We start from the raw sequence: 18,686 nt of genomic DNA, 5'->3' as shown, positions 1-18,686 counted from the left end.
TTAAATGACGCTATAATAATACAGAGAAAAAGCAGTTTCTTATCTACAAGGCCTTAAGCTAGCACTCTGACTACCGGGATATAAAAAGACGACAAAATTCGTCGAAGAATCGTATCTAAATATAGTGCTAAAGCATTATAGTAGTAAAAGCTAACAGAAAGTAAAAAATGGAACTAGCTCAGGAGCAACAAGAGAGGGAAAGGTTAAGGGCGCTGAAAGCTTATCATATTCTTGATACTCCCGCAGAAAAAGAATTTGATGACATTACGGCGCTTGCCGCTCACATCTGTGGCACTCCCATTTCACTTATCACACTGATTACGGAAGAAAGGCAATGGTTTAAGTCTAAAGTAGGGACAGATGTGTGTGAGTTGCCCCGTTCTGTTTCGTTTTGCCAGCACACCATCTTGCAGGACAGTCTGCTGGAGGTAGAAGATACTTTAGAAGACGAGCGCTTCCGACAAAATGTACTGGTTACCGATACTCCCCATATCAGGTTTTATGCCGGCGCACAGCTCGTAACCAGTAAAGGCCACAGACTAGGCTCCCTCTGTGTACTTGACACGGTGCCAAGAAAGCTGACGGAAGCGCAGCGGCATGCGCTCATCACGCTGGCACGGCAGGTAATTGCCAATTTTGAACTGCGCCTGAAGCAGGAACAGCTGGAAAAAGAGAAGCAGCAGTTAAAAGCAGCAAACGAGAAGCTTGAGCAGTTTGTGCGCATGGTGTCGCATGATCTGAAAGAGCCTATTATGAACATCAGCACGATTACAGAATGGCTGCAGGATGATTTAAACGCAAAGGATTTAACGAACATGGCCAGTAACCTGCACCTGATAAAGGACAGTACCAAAGCCATGGAAGACCTAGTGATGGGACTCCTGCAATATGCCATGACACAGGTGAAAGACCTGCCAAAAGAAGAAGTGGATGTATACAGCCTGGTGCAGGGCTTGATTGAGGACCACACCGGAAGCCGGGAAATGCAGGCGCATGTTTCACCTGATTTACCGGTGCTTACCACTGAGAGAGTGCTGTTACAGCAGGTGTTTGCAAACCTTATCTCCAATGCCTTTAAATACCACCACACAGGTAAAGGCAATTTGTGGGTAAGTATAGAAGGCAAATCGGAAACGCATTACACCTTCTGTGTGAAGGACGACGGACCTGGTATTCCGCCGCAACACCAGGAGAGGGTCTTTGGTATGTTCCAGCGCCTGCTTCGCGATACCAGCAAGACACAGGGCTCTGGCATAGGCCTGGCTACGGTAAAGAAGATAGTGGAAGACAAAGGCGGTCGCATCTGGATAGAATCAGAAACCGGCCAGGGTTCAACCTTTTATTTTACGTGGCCCCTGTAATTCCTCAGTAGCCATACAGCGCAACCTCATCCATAGCCAGCGCAGGCAGAAGAGTCTAAAGTGGCTGCTGCCTTACCTCAAAGGTAAACGCTTTGCTGCCTGCAAGACCGTTCTTCGTTGTTCCCTGCACGAGCACTACATAAGTACCCGCCTGATCTGATGTATAAAAGCTGAGTGCTGCCTTTCCATCTGCCTTTGTTACCACATCAGGAGACCAGTGCAGCAGGTTCCTGAAATCAGGCAACCGGCTTTGCCTTTGCTGCTCGCTGTCATAAACGGGTGTATAAAACTCCCGCTGTAGCTGCAGGCCTTCGTATTCTATCAACAAGGAACGCGGGTCCAGTTGAAAGCCTCCTAAATCGCCCTGATAGGTAGTATAGCTGACAAGCCCGGTGTATACGTGCGGCCCGTGGAAGTACTTCCTGGTAAACACCTCTAGCTTCCGAACTTTCAGTGGGTCAAAGGCCATGATTCTATTTACATCAAACATCGGGACGCCGTCCAGCAATACCAGTGGATTTGTATAGAAAATGGATGAATGCGGTACGTTCACAACGTTGAAGTGAAAATTGCCTTTGCGCAGGCGAACCTGCACCCCCGGCACATACTCCCGCATCACCTCTTCCATCACCTTAAAGCGCACATAGTCATCCAGCAGGTAGGTGGCATCTGCCTTGCCGTAAAAGGCTGTGCTGTCAATGCCCGGTGCCCGGTACACATTCAGGTGCTTCTCATGATAGGTGTAAGGCACCTGCACACTGATATGCCGCTGTGTCAGCTCCTGCTGCAGGTGCTCTACCACATCAAAAGCAGGTAGCGGCCTTGCAGCATATTTATCTGAAAAGGGACTGAAAATCTTTAAATGGTATGTACTGTCTTTCTGGAAATTTGACTGTACCACGATTTCCTTCGAACCGAAAAAGTCCTTCGCCTCAAACTGTATGCCCCCCTCCTCATTGCTGGTGGCGCTGTAAAAGCGCACATGCTTACCGGGTGCGGTCAGGTAGGTCGTAATATTTCGGGCAATGGCACCTGTTGCAGCATCAGTTACCTTGCCTCTGATGAAGTGGCCATTGTGTTCCGGCAGAAACTTGTAAGCTGCATTTTGCTCCTCGAAAACATCCTCCCAGCTGAAACGACTCCAGCCGTGGGTGAGCATCAGGTTATCCGCCGCTTCACTTACTTCTGGCCCGGATGCTGTGAAATAATACGCCGGTTGCTCCACCGTACCCTTAAGGTCAGAGGTCAGCCACAGGTAGGTATAAATATCAGCGGAACTTTCTGACTGCAGCGAGTCCAGTTTATATACTGAAACTGACAGGTTAGCCGGTGTAGGTTGCCCTGCCTGCGCCTGCGTCAGGAGGCTGGCAGTCACCTTTTCCCTTGTGGTGTAGAGGTTCTTGTTTGTTTTAGCCTCCAGCTGCAGTTTTTGTGTCGGGCGTTTGAAGTACAGGCGCTCGCACACCGGTTGCTTCTGGTTATTGAAAACGGTGAAATGAGAAATTCCTTCGGCCAGTTTACTTTTATTCACCACGAAACTAGCTGTGCCTTGCTGCAGGCTTGCACTCTCAGCCACCCCTATGATTTGCCGGGCATGCCCCAGAAGATGCACCTGTTCCGCTTTCTCACCAGTGGCTGTAACTATAATCCGGAGCTGGTCTGCATTTAGTTCCTCCAGGCGCAGACTGTACCCCTGTTGGTACACCTGGGGCAGTTTCTGCCGGAGCTCTTTTTTGTTTGGGAGCTCAATGATAGCTGTATAGGTATTAGAAGCTTCCGGTGTAAAGGTAAAGTGGCCAATGCCGAATTTATGCGGTCGAAAGCTGGCCACCTCCGCGCCATCCTTGTCCACTACTGTTCCAGTGAAGTCTATGCCTTTGCCCGTTTTGCTGTTTACTCCCTGGAATGCCACTTTACCGGGTATCCCCTGCACCAGGCTGCCACCCTCCGGGAAAAACTGAATAGCATACGTGGCCGAGTCCTGCACAGGAGCAAGGCCTAGGCTGGAAAAAGAATTGACAACCGTAACAGGTGCTTCAAAATAAAATTCCGGTGCAAAGTTCTTCATCCAGCTGGTATAAGCCCGCACCTTGTAATTGCCAGAATGAAGTGTGAGAGGCAGCACAAAGCTTCCCCTGCCTGTATCGTCCTTTAAAGCTATTTTCCCCTGCAACACAGGCTTCCGGGCCTCATCCAGCACCTCTACATAGGCTACTTTGCTTATGTCCAGCGGCTTGTGCAAAGTACCATCTGTATTGTATACCTTAAACCACATGGTTTCACCACATGCATAGAATGGCCTGTCGAAGTGCAGGTACAGCTTTTCCTGCAGGGCTTTGCTGCGGTAAACATCAAAGTCCTGCACAATCCGCTGCAATGCATCTGGCTGGGCCACCGATTGGCTTGTTACAGCCACTATCAGTAAAGCAACAAGCAGTATATGTAAGCCGCCACTGACAATAGTCTTTACTATGATAGCTCGTGTTCTCATGCTTTTTCTTTTCATGCGTTGATTTTGCCTTACTCCCAGAAATCAGGCTTCACATTGGTGCCACGTGTCCGGCAGTCAACACATCTTTTTGATGCTGCCATATAGCCAATGGGCGTAGGAGGCCCCTGGGAAACAAATATTTCACTGACAGGCATATTGTTACCGTTCTGGAAGTAACCAGCTAAGTCAGCCAGCGTCTGCCCCTCTCCGGGCAACAGAGAATCTATCGGGCAGGTGGGGTAATAGTATCGCCAGTCCTGCGGCAGTTCACTCCGGTTCACAAAAATCCGCTCTTCCTGTAGCGCCGAAGCCCCGACATACCCAATCACAGGCTCGTCCGGATTAGACAGCCGATGCACATTTCCGGTTAACTGTGCAGGCAATGGGTCGAACAATGTGCCAATGCTCTCAGTGTTCTTTCGGAGGGCTTCCCAGTACTGATATTCTTCCCGCGTCAGCGCATACTGTTTTACCAGAACGCTGTACTTGATGCGCAGCTCCTCCGCTCCGGAAGAAAGCGCTACAATGGGGTACTCATGGATAACATCCTGCGTAAGCTTGACAGAGGACCCTAGTTTGATGTCTGTTGATTTTTCTGTTCTCCAGCAGTTGTAAATATTTTCATCGCTCCTTGTGCGGGGCACAATTGTTCCACTGGCTTCATCATACTTGATATTTGACTGGTAGGCCGCCGTATAGGTCCAGGTGGCTTCATATACCCAGCGATAATAGTGGGTGTTGTTCTGCGGATCCCGGCTGTTGACATAAATCTGCAGCTCATTATCTTGCACGTGCCAGCCTAGCGCTTCAATAGGAGGCGTTTGTTTGATGGTTACAAAATCAGAGGCATACTCCTCACCGCCAGACAACCTGATGTAGAGCCTGTACTTCTTGCTGAAATCCAGCTGAAGGTTACTGCTAACATACGTGGCAGGGGTTATTTCCTGCAAGGGATATTGTGCCCCCTGATCCTCTTCCAGCAGCAGCATGGCTCCTGCTTCTGCCAAAGGCGGGCTGGTTTCGGAAATGTTCTGTGTACGCGACAGCTTGATAGTTGTGATGCCGTTTCCGATTATAGAACCATCCACCACCAGGTAATGGTTTGGCCCTTCTAATATTTCCGGTGCATACGGCTCCACACAACCAACCAGCAGCAGTAAACAGAAGCTAACGATGCTTTTCAGGCTTCGGATATATGTCTGCATTAAAATCTAAAGTTATAGGTGATGGTAGGGATAGGCTGGCCAAAGATGGACATCTTGTACCCCTTTATGCTGCCGTTCTCAGACTTAAAGTAAATGGAGTAAGGGTTCCTTCTGCCAGTCAGGTTATAGACGGCCAGGGTCCAGGAACTGTGCGCCAGTTTCTTTATTTTATGGTTGCCCTCTATGTTCAGTGCTAAGTCCAGGCGGTAGTAGTCGGGCACCCTGTAAGCATTTCTGTCTGAATAGTAGATGCGCTGGCTGTTGCCCAGGTTATATTTGGCAAGCGGCAGCGTAATGGGCCTGCCGGTGCTGTAGGTGAAGTTAACCGAGGTGCTGAAGCGCTGGCTGAAGCGGTAGTTGCTTATCAGGGTCAGATCGTGTGGCTTGTCAAAGTTGCTGGGGTAATACTCGCCATTGTTTATCTTTTCGCCGGTCTCCTCATCGTCCAGGCGCACCAGCGTACGGGAGTAAGTATAGCTTACCCATCCGTTCAGTTTGCCTGTTGCTTTTTTAAGCATTACTTCCACACCATAGGCCTTGCCTTCTGCGCCTGCCACGTCTGTTTCTATGTGGTGGTTCATGAGCAGAGTAGCGCTGCTCTTGTAATCCAGGAAGTCCTGCATCTTTTTGTAATAGCCTTCCACAGAAAGCTCAATGGTATTAGCCCTGAAGTTTCTGTAGTAACCTAAGGCCAGTTGGTCACCTACCTGCGGCCTGATGTTCGCATCACTGAGCTTCCATACATCGGTAGGCGACATAGAAACAGTGTTAGAAAGCATGTGAATATACTGGCGCATACGGTTAAAACTCAGTTTTACAGACGAATTATCCGTCAGTCCAAGCCTTGCCGACAGCCTGTATTCCGGCCCATGGTAAGTTGCAAACACGTCGCCTGATTTATAGACTGCCGTATCCTGGATGGTGCCCTCTGTTTTAGGGGCTCCGGGAGCGTAGTTGTTGACAGACCTTGGTCCCATGGCATTAAAGAACGAGTAGCGCAGGCCCACAGAAACCGAAAAGCGGCGGGTTATATCAAACCTGTCGGAGGCATAGATAGCACTTTCAAGGGCGGGCTCTGCCTGTAGCCTGTCAGGCGCAACCAGCGACTCCGGGCTATTGGGTGTCAGGGTGCCGGGGTTTACGTTGTATAGAACAGAGCTTGCGCCAAAATCTACCGTATGTTTGGGGGTAGGGAAATAGCTGAAGTCAGCCTGCAGGTTTGATTGGTTTATGCCAAAAGTAAGCGTGGAGGCATTAACAGGGTTTTTATCGCTGGATACGTCATAATCATAATGGCTGTAAACGCCTGTGAGCACGCCATACAGCTTATTCTGAAAAATGTGCTTCCACTTCAGACTGGCAGCCTGGTTCGAGAACCGGTACAACGTGTCGGAACCCAGCTGGAACCGGTCTTTGCTCAGGTAGCCGTTCAGGTACAAGGTGTTCTTCTCGTTTATCTCGTGGCTGATATGCCCGTTGATATCATAGAAACCAGCAGAACTCTCGTTGAATGATTTGTTAGGCAGCTTCTTCAGCAGCCAGTCAGAGTATGTGCTGCGGCCTCCGATGAGGAAGGATGTTTTGTCTTTCCTGATAGGGCCTTCCAGGGTAAGCCTGCTCGTGAGCAAACCGATGCCGCCAGAACCAGAGAATTTTTTCTTATTTCCGTCGCGGCTCGTCACTTCCAGCACCGACGATAGACGACCGCCATATTTAGCTGGAATGCCGCTTTTATAAAGCTCTACCGTTTTCAGAATGTCGGGGTTGAAAGTTGAAAAGAAACCGAATAGGTGCGACGGGTTATAGATAGTAGCATCGTCAAAAAGAATAAGGTTCTGGTCGGTGCTGCCGCCGCGCACGTTCATGCCAGTGCTACCTTCTCCCACAGACTTCACACCCGGCAGGGTCAGCACCACGCGCAGAATGTCTGTTTCGCCAAAAGCGGTTGGCACCTGTTTAATGGTGCGGATATCCAGTTTCTCCATCCCCATCTGCAACCCCGACACGTTTTTGTCTTTCTCTGCCTCTACCAGCACCTCCTTCAGCGTCCGCACATCTTCGGCTATCTCAATGTTCAGTTTTCCGTCGGAGTACAGCATGATATGGCGCCTCGTGTTTTGCAGCCCGACGGCCTTTACTTTCAGCTCGTGACGCCCGACTGGTAAGGTAAGGGAGTAATAACCGTACTGGTCGGAGGTGGTACCTATCAGCGGGGACTCGATGTATACAGCCGCCCCGATAATAGGTTCACCAGTTTTAGCATCGCGCAGATGGCCGGCCAAGTTTGCTTTACCGGTTACGCCCTCCCTTTTTACACCTATCTCGTAGAGCTTAATCTCTGAACCGGCCTTTTTAGTATCTCTTTCTCCGGCACCCAGCTGAACACCCGCTACCTGCGGTGCACTTTCCGCTTTTTCAACCCGATCAAAAAAGTTCTCCGGCAGAGACACACTTAATTGCCTGCCCCTGGTGATGAACACCTGCTGCCTGGCATCGATGGCAAACTGGAAGTCGGTATTCTGAAAGATTTGGGTGAGCACAGCATCAAGCGGCTGTTCCTTTACCTGTAGTGTCACAGACAGGCTATCAACAGCAGTAGCGTCAAAGAAAAAATGATAGTTGGATTGCGCTTCAACCTCGCGGGCAAACTCCTCAAAAGTGGCTGCGCTAAAATTGCCACTGACCAGAGCTGGTCTTGTTTGCTGCGCCTGCCCTTGCGCTATGCAACATAACACCACAAAAAGAGATAAAACGAGACGGTACAGGTGGTTCATAAGTTAAGTTTGTTTGTTATGCTGGCACTCCAGGCGGATTGGTTTGAAGCCTAGCCTGTTTTTAAGAAAGAAAGCGGCTCAGGTTTAGTGACTATGCTGCTGTGCCTGCTCATCAGCCAGGCTGTCGTAGTACTGGACCAAGGCAAGTATGGACTCTTCTTTCTGTTTCCTGAACTTGAGGCGTTGCGCAGCGGCATACTTCTGCAGCTGCCTCTTTTTATCCTTGAACACTTTGTACACAGACCGCTTACTGCTTACCTGATGATAGCGGTTTTCCTTTCGGATATAATATTTGTCCACTGCCCTAAACTCCCCTTCCATACCAGCCTGTGTGGCTCTGTCCTGTACCTGTTTAGTCCTCCTGACAAGAAACTGGACATCTTGGTTGTGCCGTAGATCATAAAAGCCAGGCTCAGGTGCTATATGGACGGCACTATCCGCTCTAAGGTGCAAATATGTATGCCCATGTAACTGGAATGTATCAATTTTACTGGTGACAAGCTTCATCATCAGGCCGCTGCTGTTATGAGGCACTATCACTTCATCGGTCACTAAATCGTACAGCAGGGGCACTTGTGCATACCAGGTGCCATCATAAAAAATTTCTCCCCGTGCCACCGCCTTCGAAACAAAGAACTGGTCTCCTTCCAGATGTGGCTTTTTGTGGTCCACGTATTCTGTGCCATTGTATAAATGCGTCTGCACACCTACCGCCTCCTCGTAAGCTGCCAGAGCTTGTTTCACGGAGACCTGCAGAAAGGCAGTGTCTGCGGGACTGGTTTGTGCATGTGTGTTGCCTATCGACAAGAAAGAAAGCGATATTGCCACACATATAACTACCACACACTTTAGGTTTACCAGCTGCATCTACTATATTTAATAAGATGAATCTATTCTTGGCTAAGTTAAGTCCAATATAGGAAACAGACAAATGTTATAACAGTTATTCTGTTGGTTGGTCTGTTATGCTACATCCTTCATGTTATGCAAGGAATGCGCTGCAGAAGTAAAGAGCAAGTGAATTTGCCCTCTATAGCTTTGATGCCATTTCACGGATGGCCTGCACAAAGCGGGCCCAGCTAAAGCGCTTCTTGTATTCCAGGATGTTTTGAGTGAAAGCTTCTTCCTGCTGAGCAGTATAGAATTGCAGGATCGCCCGGGCTATTGCCTCCGGCTCCGGCTCCACCACATACCCTACTCCGTCAGGCACCTGCTCCGGAAGCCCGCCAACGTTTGTCACCACCATAGGCTTATTGAAGTGATAGGCTACCTGTGTGACGCCGCTTTGTGTGGCATGCTTGTATGGCTGCACCACCAGGTCTGCAGCACAGAAATAGTGGCGCACGGCAGCACTGGGTATAAAATCAGTATGCAGCACCAGGCGGTCCTGCAGGTTTAGTTTCTGAATCAACGTATGGTAGGGCGCGGCGGACTCATAAAACTCACCCGCCACAATAAGTTTTATATCCAGGTGCTGTTGCAGCATTGGTTCTGCCATGGCCTGCAGCAGCAGGTCGAGCCCTTTGTAAGCCCGGATAAAGCCGAAGAATAAGATGTAATGATACTGCGGGTCCAGCCCTAAAGCGGCACAGGCTGCTGCCTTAGGTTCAGCTTCGCCAAAGTTGTCGTACAGTGGATGGGGCAGGTACACATTTGGCTTGTCAGGCTCAAACAGCTTCAGGTCTTCTAATACGGAGCGCGAAAGCGTGACAAACCCATGGCAGGCACTAAGGAAGTACTTTGTAAAAGGCACGTCTCCCGGGCGTTTCTCGTGCGGGACTACGTTATCGGTAATGGTTAATATGCGGCTGTGCCTGTTTCTGCGGATAATACGGGCGATTGTGCCAAAAGCTGGTCCCATAAAAGGAAGCCAATAGCGGAAAATAACCAGGTCAGGCTTTTTTTTCCGGATGTAGTTACCGGCTCCAAGCCAGGTGATGGGATTCACAGAGTTGATGAGTACTTTAATCCGGAGGCCCTCCGGGGCAGGCTCATCAGCGTACTGGCTCTTGCCGGGAAACAGAAAGGAAGGGTATTGCAGGCTGAAGGTAACAATCTCCACCTCATCACCAGCCTCCTGGAAGGCGTAGGCCAGGCGTTCGTTAAATGTGGCCATACCGCCACCGCGCAGCGGGTGCGCCGGCCCTATAATAACTACCCGCTTCCTCATGCTTATTTCCTCAGTGCGCCTACCCGATCCCGTATAAGGTATTCGTTCCGTTTGTTTGTGCCCATGGATATCATTTCGGCAAGAAAGCCTGCCAGAAACAGTTGCACCCCTAGTACAACGGCCACCAAGGCCAGAAAAAACAATGGCTGATCTACAATGTCGCGTACCCGGCCACCGAAGTAAATCCCTAACATTTTCTGGGCTATCAGCCAGATGGTAATACCCAGGCCCACCACAAACATGAGCGTGCCCATGGTACCGAAAAAGTGCATCGGGCGCTTTTTAAAGCGGCTGACAAAAGTGATGGAAAGCAGGTCGAGGAAACCGTAAACGAAACGCTCCAGCCCAAATTTAGTGGTGCCGTACTTTCGTTCCTGGTGTTGTACTACTTTTTCCCCAATTCTGGTGAAGCCGTTCCACTTGGCAATTACTGGTATGTAGCGGTGCATTTCGCCGTGCACCTCAATGCTTTTTATCACCAGCTGGCGGTATGCTTTGAGGCCACAGTTAAAGTCATGCAGTTGAATGCCTGATAGCTTGCGGGTAGCGGCGTTGAAAAGTTTAGTAGGAATAGTCTTGCTAACCGGGTCGTAGCGTTTCTTCTTCCAGCCACTCACCAGGTCGTACCGCTGGTTCTTAATCATGTCGTACAGCGCCGGAATCTCCTCCGGGCTGTCCTGCAGGTCGGCATCCATGGTGATGACCACCTCGCCGGAGCAGCGTTTAAAGCCCTCGTTCAGAGCCGCCGATTTGCCATAGTTGCGGTTAAAGCTGATGCCTTTCACCGTATTGTCTTCGTCTCCGAGGCTGCAGATTACCTCCCAGGAGCGGTCGGTGCTGCCGTCATCCACCAGAATCACTTCATAGGAAAACTCGTGCGCGTGCATTACGCGTTTGATCCAGCGCACAAGCTCAGGCAAAGACTCCTCCTCGTTGAAGAGGGGAACCACTACCGAAATATCGTAAGGATATTGCATGTTTTATTCAAACTCCGGACGGCTTTTCTTCATTATCGCTGAGATGATCAGGGAAAAGAGAAAGCCAATAATTAAAGTACTAACGGCTCCTCCTAGAATCATTGTTAACGGACCCTGGAAGTTTTCCGCCATCGCCATACCTGCATCAACCTGCTCGTCTGTCAATCCCTGTTCCAGCATCTCTACACGTTGCTTCTCCATTACACGCGCCATATAGCCAGTGTCCACAAACTCGGTGTATACCCAGATAAACAAGCCGGTCATGAGTCCAAATACTGCTCCTAACAAGGTGCCGATTCCAAGCCCCTGCCCGTATGACATGTAGCCTAAGTTCTGCTCCCTGTAATTTTTCATGCCCAGCACGATGCCTGCAATCAGGATAGCATAGGCCAGGCTGCTGACCCATCGGTTGTCCCCCAGGTCTGTTACCATAATAATGGCCTGAAAAACCACGCCTATCAAGCCAAAGAGTAACCCATACTTAAGAGCTACTGATGCTACAGAAGGTTCTTTTTCAATGGTAGTCATGTGTTAGCTGTTTATAGAATAACGTTTTACTTTCGGAAAAAAACGGCCGCTATCAATGAAAAAATCCCGCCTACAAAGATCCGCCTCACAAAATCATCGGCTGCCAGCATACTTGGCGTTATAGCATCTAATGCTTTATACCCTTCTTCGTACATACGCTCCCCCAGCATCTTTACCTGTTCCTCCCGCGTCTCATCCAACAAGGCTCTCATCTCGGCCACATGGTTCTGTATTATCTCGGGTCCTACCAGGTAGATGAACAGGAACACCATCATAGCGGTTGCCATGGCTGTATAAAAAGCCACCGACAGCCCTACTCTGAATCCCTTGCCAAAGCTCATGTTCCCGTCGTTGAACAATTTAAAATAACGAATGGCCAGGAATATGAACACCGGGATAGGCAGGTAAGTCAGGCGCCCCATGTCTCCAAAGGGATTGTAGCCCATAAAATAAAGGACTACTATCAATAAGAAACAAGCCAAGCTACACAACACACCGTAGCGTATCCCAACTCTAATAATTGTCTGATTCAGCATTCTGCTACGCCAGTTCTGTTAACCTTTTGTCAACAGAACTTCAATATAAGTATAAATTATTATTAAAAAGACTGATTGAGCACTACCTGCCCCTTATGTATGGTGCCGATTACCTTTCCCTTCAATTCCTGCCCAAAGAAAGGGCTGTTTTTGGACTTTGACTTTGTGGTGGCTTCAGATGGCGTCCAGGCGATGTCCGGGTTAAAGAGTGTCAGGCTGGCGGTTTCACCTTCTGCTATCTGAGGTTCGGGCAGGCGCAGCACCCGGCGCGGACCGGACGTGAACTTCGCCACCAGTTGCTCCGTGCTTAACACGCCAGACAGTGTGCTGTTAGCAACAGCAAAGGAGGTTTCCAGGTTAATGATACCAAAATCGGCCAGGTCAAACTCGAGCCGCTTTGCCTCCGTATCGTGCGGCATGTGCGCCGACACCAGGGCATCGATGGTACCATCCTGCAGCCCCTGCCTGATAGCCGCCACATCAGCTTCGCTTCTGAAAGGCGGGGCTACTTTATAATTTGTATCGAATGGTATGATGGTCTCATCGGTAAAGGCTGCCTGGAAGCTGGCTACATCGCAGGTTACCTGCAGGCCTTCTGCTTTCGCTTTTCGCACTGCCTCGATAGCGGCTGCTGTGGAAAGCAACGAAAAATGCATCCTTCCTCCGGTGTAGGCCAGCAACTGCAGGTCGCGGGTCACCATAATTTCTTCTGCCATCGAAGGAATGCCCTTCATACCCAGGCGGGTGCTGGCTTCGCCCTCGTGCATCTGCCCATGGTCGGTGAGGCGGGTATGCTCCGGCTTGTTCATAAGCAGGCCATCGAACAGCTGCACATACTGCAGTGCCTTCAGCAGCACATCGGCTCCCTGCAGGGGCTTGGTACCATCTGTAAAAGCAACGGCTCCTGCCTGGTGCAGGTCAATCATCTCAGTCAGCTCCTTGCCCTGTGCGTCTACAGTGATGGCTGCTGCCGGCAATAGGCTTACGGGCAGTTGCTGCGACCGGCTCCTGATGTAATTAACGGCTCCTTTTGTCTGTACTACCGGCTCCACGTTGGGCAAGGTTACCACCTCTGTGAAGCCACCAGCCGCAGCCGCAGCTGCTATAGAGTACAGATCTTCTTTATGCTCCAGTCCCGGGTCGCCCACAAAAGAGAACATATCCAGCCATCCTGCCGACACACATAACCCATCTGTGGCAATGGTTTCGTCCGCTTCCGGTGTTTCCTGTCCTATATAAGTGATGATGCCGTCCTGTATCAGGATATTTTGTTTTTGTAAATGGTACTGGGATTGTGGGTGATAGATTGTTGCTGCTTGGAGAAGTATTTTCATTTTAGAGGAATCTAATAAGTGCTATTTCGGCCATCAGGAAAAACAGACACAATATTAGGCAATATTTCCAAAGCTTTACGCCAAAATAACTTTTTTCGAATTCTCCCTTCACTGAAAAAGCATCACCGCCGGCATAAACATGCACATTCCGGCGGTCTGCCCCTACCAGCGCTTTCAGTTCGTCCGGTGAATACTGCACCAGGTAAGATTCATTTTTGCCGTAGTTAAAGGCCAGGGTTGTGATAGTGGAATCCTGGAGCTGCAGGTTATAAAAACCGGCTTCATCCATATCGGCGGGTGTATCAAAGTATAGCCTCCCACCCCGCACCTGCTGCTCCGGTATAAAGGCAAGGCTATCCTTCTGCAGCGCGTACACCCCCTCCTGCTGCCTTTTGCTGATGGCAGGCACCTGTATGGTGTTACCAGCTAAGGTATAAGCCAGCGCCTGCTGCTGCTTATAACTGCTAATGGCGAGTTTGTACATAATAGGCACAAACAGGGCATGATTGGCCAGGGCACTGTAATCTTCCTGAAGCGGAGCCGCCATCAGGTATACATGGCCACTGCCCCTGTCGAACCTTGACAGGAAGGAGGCGCCTCCCCTGTATTTCAGGATGTCTTCTGATGCCCTTGTCCAGGCGACACTACGTACCGCAGCAGGCATCTGCATCTTGGGGTCATAGTCAGAAAAAATACTCCGGAAGAAAGGGTTGTTCGGGTCCGGGGCAGCCAGGCTTGTTTTACTGCTTGCCGCTGTAACCCCTGTAAAGCTGGCAGGTATGTTCAGGTTCTGAAATAAGGTGATATAGCCCGCCACGTCGCTTCCTGCCGGTGGAATAACAGCTACTGTGCCTCCGGCTTCCACAAAGTTAGTAACAGTGGCAGCCAGAGCAGACGAAAGATTTGATAGACCATTTAGGATGATGATATCAGATGTACCTAACTGCGCATAGTTAACGTTGCCTGCACTATAGGATGTAAAGGCAAAGAAAGGTTCATTCTGGTACAGGCGCTGAAGCGAATTACCAGGACTTTCCGTTATCTCTGTTACCTTTACTTCAGTAGAAGGCGATAAAACAAAGTAGTAGGTGTTGTCAAACTCCACAGGATAGTCCTCTACTAGCACATAGGCCCTTTTGGCTCCTGCCCCGTTAACCCTGAAATTCATAACAGCTTCTGTTGCTTGCTGGGCTGGTAAATCAACACTGAGTGCCGCTACCTGCTGATCCTCGATCATCAGTTTTACCGGTACTCCATCTACTGCCTCGTCTCCGGCATTAAACAAACTCACATGCAGGATATTCTCTGCTGAGGGCCTGATAAATTCATCTTCAAGGTAAACAGAGTCAACCGCTACATTGCCCGTATTTGCCGCCGCAATTGGCACCAGGTGTATCTGTGTCGTGCTGTCATACCTGTGTAGTACTGAAGGCTGAAATGTGCTTCTCTGAAAATCAGAAAGGATAAAGGCGTGAGAGGGTTGGATAGCAGAGGCGCTGAGGGCGGAGGAATAATCTTTAGCAGAAAAGTCAAGCCCTTCTAAGTAACCTGTTGCTTCTGCAGCCTGCACGGCAGCACCATACTTTGCTCTGTTACTGGACGCCACTTTGAAAGATGTTGAGGCAGGAAACATGCTTACAATTTCCTTTGCTCTGTCGGATGCGACATTCAACAGTGACAAGTCCTGCTCCTCATGCAGATTCTGCATGCTATAGGTATTATCCACCACAATGCCCACCTGCGAGGCATCGGCAGGAGCAGCGGCATTTGAAGCAGGCAGGAAAGGTTGTGCAAAAGCCAGCACCAGGAACACAATAAACAAAATGCGGCACAGCAGTATCAGCAGCTGCTTCAGGTTTCGCTGGCTAGCCGTCAGATCTTTGGAAGCCTGAATAAAACGGACGTTACTGAAGACAACCCGCTTTGCCCGCTGCAGTTGCACTAAATGAAGTACAACCGGCAAAGCGATAGCAGCAAGCGCAAAAAGGAAAGACGGGTATAAAAAAGCCATAAGACAAGTTAACGAGGAAAGCCTTGAAAAACAACAGCCGATTTGCTGCTATACTCCTAAACGGAACCTCCAGTTATAGGATGTTTTAGATTAGTTGCCCCTCCTATGGATACTCCGCCTATACTAACGAAATCTTTTCTTATAAATTAAGTGAAGAGGCACACATTATTGCTTTCTTCTGCCACTGTCGTTATGATTTATTATATCTTAAGGCAAGATTGCCTCTCCCATACAAAGGCCCTTTGCATCCTAAAGCATCCGCTACATTTAGTATTAATATTGCTCAGACCTTTCACCACACCTGCACTTCTTTTGTCCTAGCAATAAGGGAGTTGAAGGGCTTCATTTTCGTTAGGGAAATGCTCACTCCAGAAGACCTGCAGCAGTTAAAACTTAGGCCGTAGAAATTCCACCGCAAGCCGGGCGGCGGCCTCTCCTTTCCCCGCCGTCCATAGTATGCCTGAAACACAAAACACCCCCTGCTGATTTCTCTGCAGGGGGTGCTTGNGGCAGATGTAGCCCCGCACCCTCGCCCCGTAGTAGCTGCCCAGGCCGCTGGGCGCCTCGAACAGGCCCAGCTGGCTGGTGCTGCTTGGGCTGGTACCCAGGGGAATATCTGTTACGCTGCTGCCTGACACCCCGTCCCACTGTTCCCTCAGGATAGTGCCTGTAGCGGAACAGGTGGAGGAGGGGATAGAGGTGAAGCTGGCGGTATAGGTGGTGCTAACATCCGGCACAGTGATAGAACCTCCACTCACTGTGCCCGACGACCAGTTGCTGAACTCATACGAAACGCCATTTAGGGTTTGCGGTGAGGGAGCCTGCAAAGGGATGATCATTCCCGAAACATAATTCTGTGAATAGGGGGTGGTCTTCACCTGGCTATTCAGTGTTAGCTGTAAACCCGCCGGATTGGTAGCCAGTTTCACAGTAGCAATCCTCGGGTCAAGGTCAATGGAATCCTGGTGCGTCAGTCCCTTTGAGTCCTGTACGGTCAGTATGAGCCGGTACCATACGTCTGTGGATGTCTCTCCCTTATTCGGTATTGTAAAGGAGCCGCTTTTAGTACCACTTGCCACAGGTGGTCCGTCGTGTTTGTGTGTGTTATGATGAAAGTTAACGGTCCAGGTAAAGGCGCTGGCCGGCAGGGTGCCGTCTTCGGGGTCTGTGCCCGTGCCCTCGAAAGAGATAACAGTTCCAGCACGATACAGCGTATGGTTGGCAGGGGAGATGATTTTAGCTGTCGGAGCAGCATTATATGTCGTTACCGTCAGGGTGGCCGTGTTGCTGGTGACACTACCTACCGAGTTGGAAACAATGACCCTGTATTGTCCGGCGCTGGACGAGGTGGTGCTGGCAATGGTGTAAGCGTCTCCTGTGGCTCCGGAAATGTTAACGCCGTTTTTTTGCCATTGGTAACTCAGGGGTGCCGTGCCGGAGGCACTTACGCTGAAAGTAGCGGATTGCCCCTGCGGGACAGTTAAGCTGCTCGGTTGGCTGGTAATAACGGGTGCGCTGTTGCTGGTATAAATGATTTTGTATAACGCGTCGTCATCACGGCTGAGGTAATACAGGTTGCCATCGTTACCCACCGTAAGGCTAAGGGATTGCCCGGGCAAACCCGTAATGAAAGGAGAGCGAACTGCGGTGCTGCCGGATACATCAATAAAATTAATCCAGTTGTTGCACAGGTCCTGGTAAAAGTATTTGCCGGTGTAGCTACTGGGGTAGTTTGTGGTAGTAGGATTAAAAAAGGTGCCCCCGGTAATGGCGCAGCCACTGCCATCGCCCCAACCGTGCGGGTATGCATAAACAGGGTTTGTATAAGCGCTGTTGCTACTGTTGCCTTCTGCATGAGGCCAGCCAAAGTTTAATCCGCCACTTGTTGCATCGTTTATTTCTTCCCAGGTATTCTGGCCCACATCATTTACAAATATTCGGCCGGTTCCGGGTTGAATGCCAAATGTATAGGGGTTTCTTAATCCATAAGACCAGATCCTTTTTCGCTGTTCTGTTCCGCTGGTGTAGGGGTTGCCTGCAGGTACGCTCCCATCGGAGTTGATTCGGAGCATCTTTCCGTGATATGTATCGAGGTTCTGCGCATGGTCTCGGTTGGCATTATCACCTACGGCTATGTATAACTTGCCATCCTTGCCAAAATGCATGGCTCCGCCGTTGTGGTTGTTTGCACTGCTTAAAGGGTCCAATTCAAGAATCACCTTTTCACTTCCTGCCAATGCCACATCGCCATTGGCTGTGAAGCGGCTCACGCGGTTGTGCAGTGTACCTGTCGGGACAGTGTAATAGAGGTAAAGGTATTTGTTGGTGGCGAAGTTCGGGTCCAGTGCAATGCCGATCAACCCTCTTTCTCCAGAGGCGTTGACACTCAGTTGCAGAAAGGGTTCTGATAGTAAAGTGCCATTTTTTATGACGAGCAGCTTGCCACCCTGTTCAGCTACAAAAATACGTCCATCCGGAGCAAAGGCGAGTACTGTAGGATTGTTGATACCGCCCGCTACCTGCACCTGACTGAATCCTGAAGGAAAGTTTTGTGCAAATGAAGAAGTAAGGATAGTGCTACAAAAGAATAATGCAAGAAGTAGAACGATGCGGGAAGGTAGGAATAAGTGTTTACTGTGAAATAGAATGAACTGCCGGGGCACACGCACAAAGGTTTTCATGCTGATAAATTAAAATGATAACTGAACCTAATGAGGGTGATAGGAGGGTGGTGGGAAAAGATACGTGGAGGTACGGGTACAAGCTTTCTTTACGAGGGTGGCGCATAATAGTAGGAGTTTTGGCAGGTGCTTTTTAAATAAAGCAGGTGTGGCAGTGCCAGGGGCTGATTTTTTTTCTGCATATATTGGCTTACGCGCCTTAACAGGAGGCAGTAGAGTAGGAGATGGGGCCTGAAACGCAAAACACCCCCTGCTGATTTCTCTGCAGGGGGTGCTTGTTGTGGGGTTGGCGGCCACCTACTCTCCCGGGTGTGACCCCAGTACCATCGGCGCGTCCGGGCTTAACTTCTCTGTTCGGGATGGGAAGAGGTGCTCACCGGAGCCATAGCCACCATTGTCTTCGCTGCCGTCGTTGTGGCAGACAATGCTGTAATATAGTTCTTGTTTTGACTAGTTGGGAAAGAGAGGGAGAGTGAAAGGAGCGGGCCGCTTTCTACGGCTAGTGCGTGTGCACTTTGAGAACGCGCTCGGGCAATTAGTACCGCTCGGCTTTGCTGTTTCCAGCTTTACACCTGCGGCCTATCGACGTCATCGTCTCTGACGGCCCTTAAGGGAGAT

12 protein-coding genes and 2 rRNA genes are annotated in these 18,686 nt (G+C 49.9%); 1 reads left to right on the top strand and 13 read right to left on the bottom strand.

Going from position 1 to position 18,686, the window contains the following annotated elements; genetic code table 11:
• Positions 1 to 167: 167 nt before the first annotated feature.
• On the top strand, positions 168 to 1,361 hold the full coding sequence (locus ACYVB1_RS00865) for a sensor histidine kinase (RefSeq protein ID WP_460919522.1): 1,194 nt from the start codon (positions 168 to 170) through the stop codon (positions 1,359 to 1,361).
• A 55-nt stretch (positions 1,362 to 1,416) separates the two neighbouring features.
• Here ACYVB1_RS00865 and ACYVB1_RS00860 read toward each other — a convergent pair whose 3' ends face one another.
• The 13 genes from ACYVB1_RS00860 to ACYVB1_RS00800 all read right to left on the bottom strand — a co-directional run.
• Positions 1,417 to 3,852, bottom strand: a complete 2,436-nt coding sequence (locus tag ACYVB1_RS00860; protein WP_460919520.1) for a hypothetical protein — start codon at positions 3,850 to 3,852, stop codon at positions 1,417 to 1,419.
• Positions 3,853 to 3,881: 29 nt separating this feature from the next.
• Positions 3,882 to 5,057, bottom strand: a complete 1,176-nt coding sequence (locus ACYVB1_RS00855; protein ID WP_460919518.1) for a DUF4249 domain-containing protein — start codon at positions 5,055 to 5,057, stop codon at positions 3,882 to 3,884.
• The gene (locus tag ACYVB1_RS00850; protein ID WP_460919516.1) at positions 5,057 to 7,831 is read right to left on the bottom strand and encodes a carboxypeptidase-like regulatory domain-containing protein; all 2,775 of its coding nucleotides are present in this window, start codon (positions 7,829 to 7,831) and stop codon (positions 5,057 to 5,059) included. The genes ACYVB1_RS00855 and ACYVB1_RS00850 overlap by 1 nt, the downstream gene beginning before the upstream one ends.
• An 84-nt stretch (positions 7,832 to 7,915) precedes the next feature.
• Complete coding sequence (locus ACYVB1_RS00845; RefSeq protein WP_460919514.1) at positions 7,916 to 8,674, bottom strand: hypothetical protein; 759 nt, start codon at positions 8,672 to 8,674, stop codon at positions 7,916 to 7,918.
• A 187-nt stretch (positions 8,675 to 8,861) separates the two neighbouring features.
• A complete protein-coding gene (locus ACYVB1_RS00840) occupies positions 8,862 to 10,001 on the bottom strand; it encodes a glycosyltransferase (RefSeq protein WP_460919512.1) in 1,140 nt (379 codons plus the stop codon).
• A 2-nt stretch (positions 10,002 to 10,003) separates the two neighbouring features.
• Entirely contained in the window at positions 10,004 to 10,978 is a 975-nt protein-coding gene (locus ACYVB1_RS00835; RefSeq protein WP_460919510.1) for a glycosyltransferase family 2 protein, read from the bottom strand.
• 3 nt (positions 10,979 to 10,981) lie between these two features.
• A complete protein-coding gene (locus tag ACYVB1_RS00830; protein WP_460919508.1) occupies positions 10,982 to 11,506 on the bottom strand; it encodes a DUF4199 domain-containing protein in 525 nt (174 codons plus the stop codon).
• 26 nt (positions 11,507 to 11,532) lie between these two features.
• Complete coding sequence (locus ACYVB1_RS00825) at positions 11,533 to 12,042, bottom strand: DUF4199 domain-containing protein (RefSeq protein WP_460919506.1); 510 nt, start codon at positions 12,040 to 12,042, stop codon at positions 11,533 to 11,535.
• Between the two features lie 62 nt (positions 12,043 to 12,104).
• The gene (locus tag ACYVB1_RS00820) at positions 12,105 to 13,376 is read right to left on the bottom strand and encodes a dihydroorotase (RefSeq protein ID WP_460919504.1); all 1,272 of its coding nucleotides are present in this window, start codon (positions 13,374 to 13,376) and stop codon (positions 12,105 to 12,107) included.
• Position 13,377: 1 nt separating this feature from the next.
• Positions 13,378 to 15,387 carry a BatA domain-containing protein gene (locus ACYVB1_RS00815; RefSeq protein ID WP_460919502.1) on the bottom strand — a complete coding sequence of 670 codons (2,010 nt, stop codon included), beginning with the start codon at positions 15,385 to 15,387 and terminating at the stop codon, positions 13,378 to 13,380.
• Positions 15,388 to 15,773: 386 nt separating this feature from the next.
• Entirely contained in the window at positions 15,774 to 18,068 is a 2,295-nt protein-coding gene (locus tag ACYVB1_RS00810; RefSeq protein ID WP_460919500.1) for a PQQ-dependent sugar dehydrogenase, read from the bottom strand.
• Between the two features lie 284 nt (positions 18,069 to 18,352).
• Positions 18,353 to 18,464, bottom strand: a 5S ribosomal RNA gene (gene rrf, locus ACYVB1_RS00805).
• Between the two features lie 118 nt (positions 18,465 to 18,582).
• A 23S ribosomal RNA gene (locus ACYVB1_RS00800) occupies positions 18,583 to 18,686 on the bottom strand; the annotation flags it as partial.

It is taken from the genome of Pontibacter brevis (assembly GCF_054779655.1).
The sequence above is the reverse complement of the archived record's forward strand: the minus strand, read 5'-3'. Positions and strand labels throughout refer to the sequence as shown.

Coding starts and splice junctions, on each gene's coding strand:
- ACYVB1_RS00855 (WP_460919518.1), bottom strand. CDS start 5,057: ATGCAGACATATATCCGAAGCCTGAAAAGCATCGTTAGCTTCTGTTTA.
- ACYVB1_RS00830 (WP_460919508.1), bottom strand. CDS start 11,506: ATGACTACCATTGAAAAAGAACCTTCTGTAGCATCAGTAGCTCTTAAG.
- ACYVB1_RS00825 (WP_460919506.1), bottom strand. CDS start 12,042: ATGCTGAATCAGACAATTATTAGAGTTGGGATACGCTACGGTGTGTTG.
- ACYVB1_RS00850 (WP_460919516.1), bottom strand. CDS start 7,831: ATGAACCACCTGTACCGTCTCGTTTTATCTCTTTTTGTGGTGTTATGT.
- ACYVB1_RS00865 (WP_460919522.1), top strand. CDS start 168: ATGGAACTAGCTCAGGAGCAACAAGAGAGGGAAAGGTTAAGGGCGCTG.
- ACYVB1_RS00840 (WP_460919512.1), bottom strand. CDS start 10,001: ATGAGGAAGCGGGTAGTTATTATAGGGCCGGCGCACCCGCTGCGCGGT.
- ACYVB1_RS00835 (WP_460919510.1), bottom strand. CDS start 10,978: ATGCAATATCCTTACGATATTTCGGTAGTGGTTCCCCTCTTCAACGAG.
- ACYVB1_RS00860 (WP_460919520.1), bottom strand. CDS start 3,852: ATGAGAACACGAGCTATCATAGTAAAGACTATTGTCAGTGGCGGCTTA.
- ACYVB1_RS00820 (WP_460919504.1), bottom strand. CDS start 13,376: ATGAAAATACTTCTCCAAGCAGCAACAATCTATCACCCACAATCCCAG.
- ACYVB1_RS00815 (WP_460919502.1), bottom strand. CDS start 15,387: ATGGCTTTTTTATACCCGTCTTTCCTTTTTGCGCTTGCTGCTATCGCT.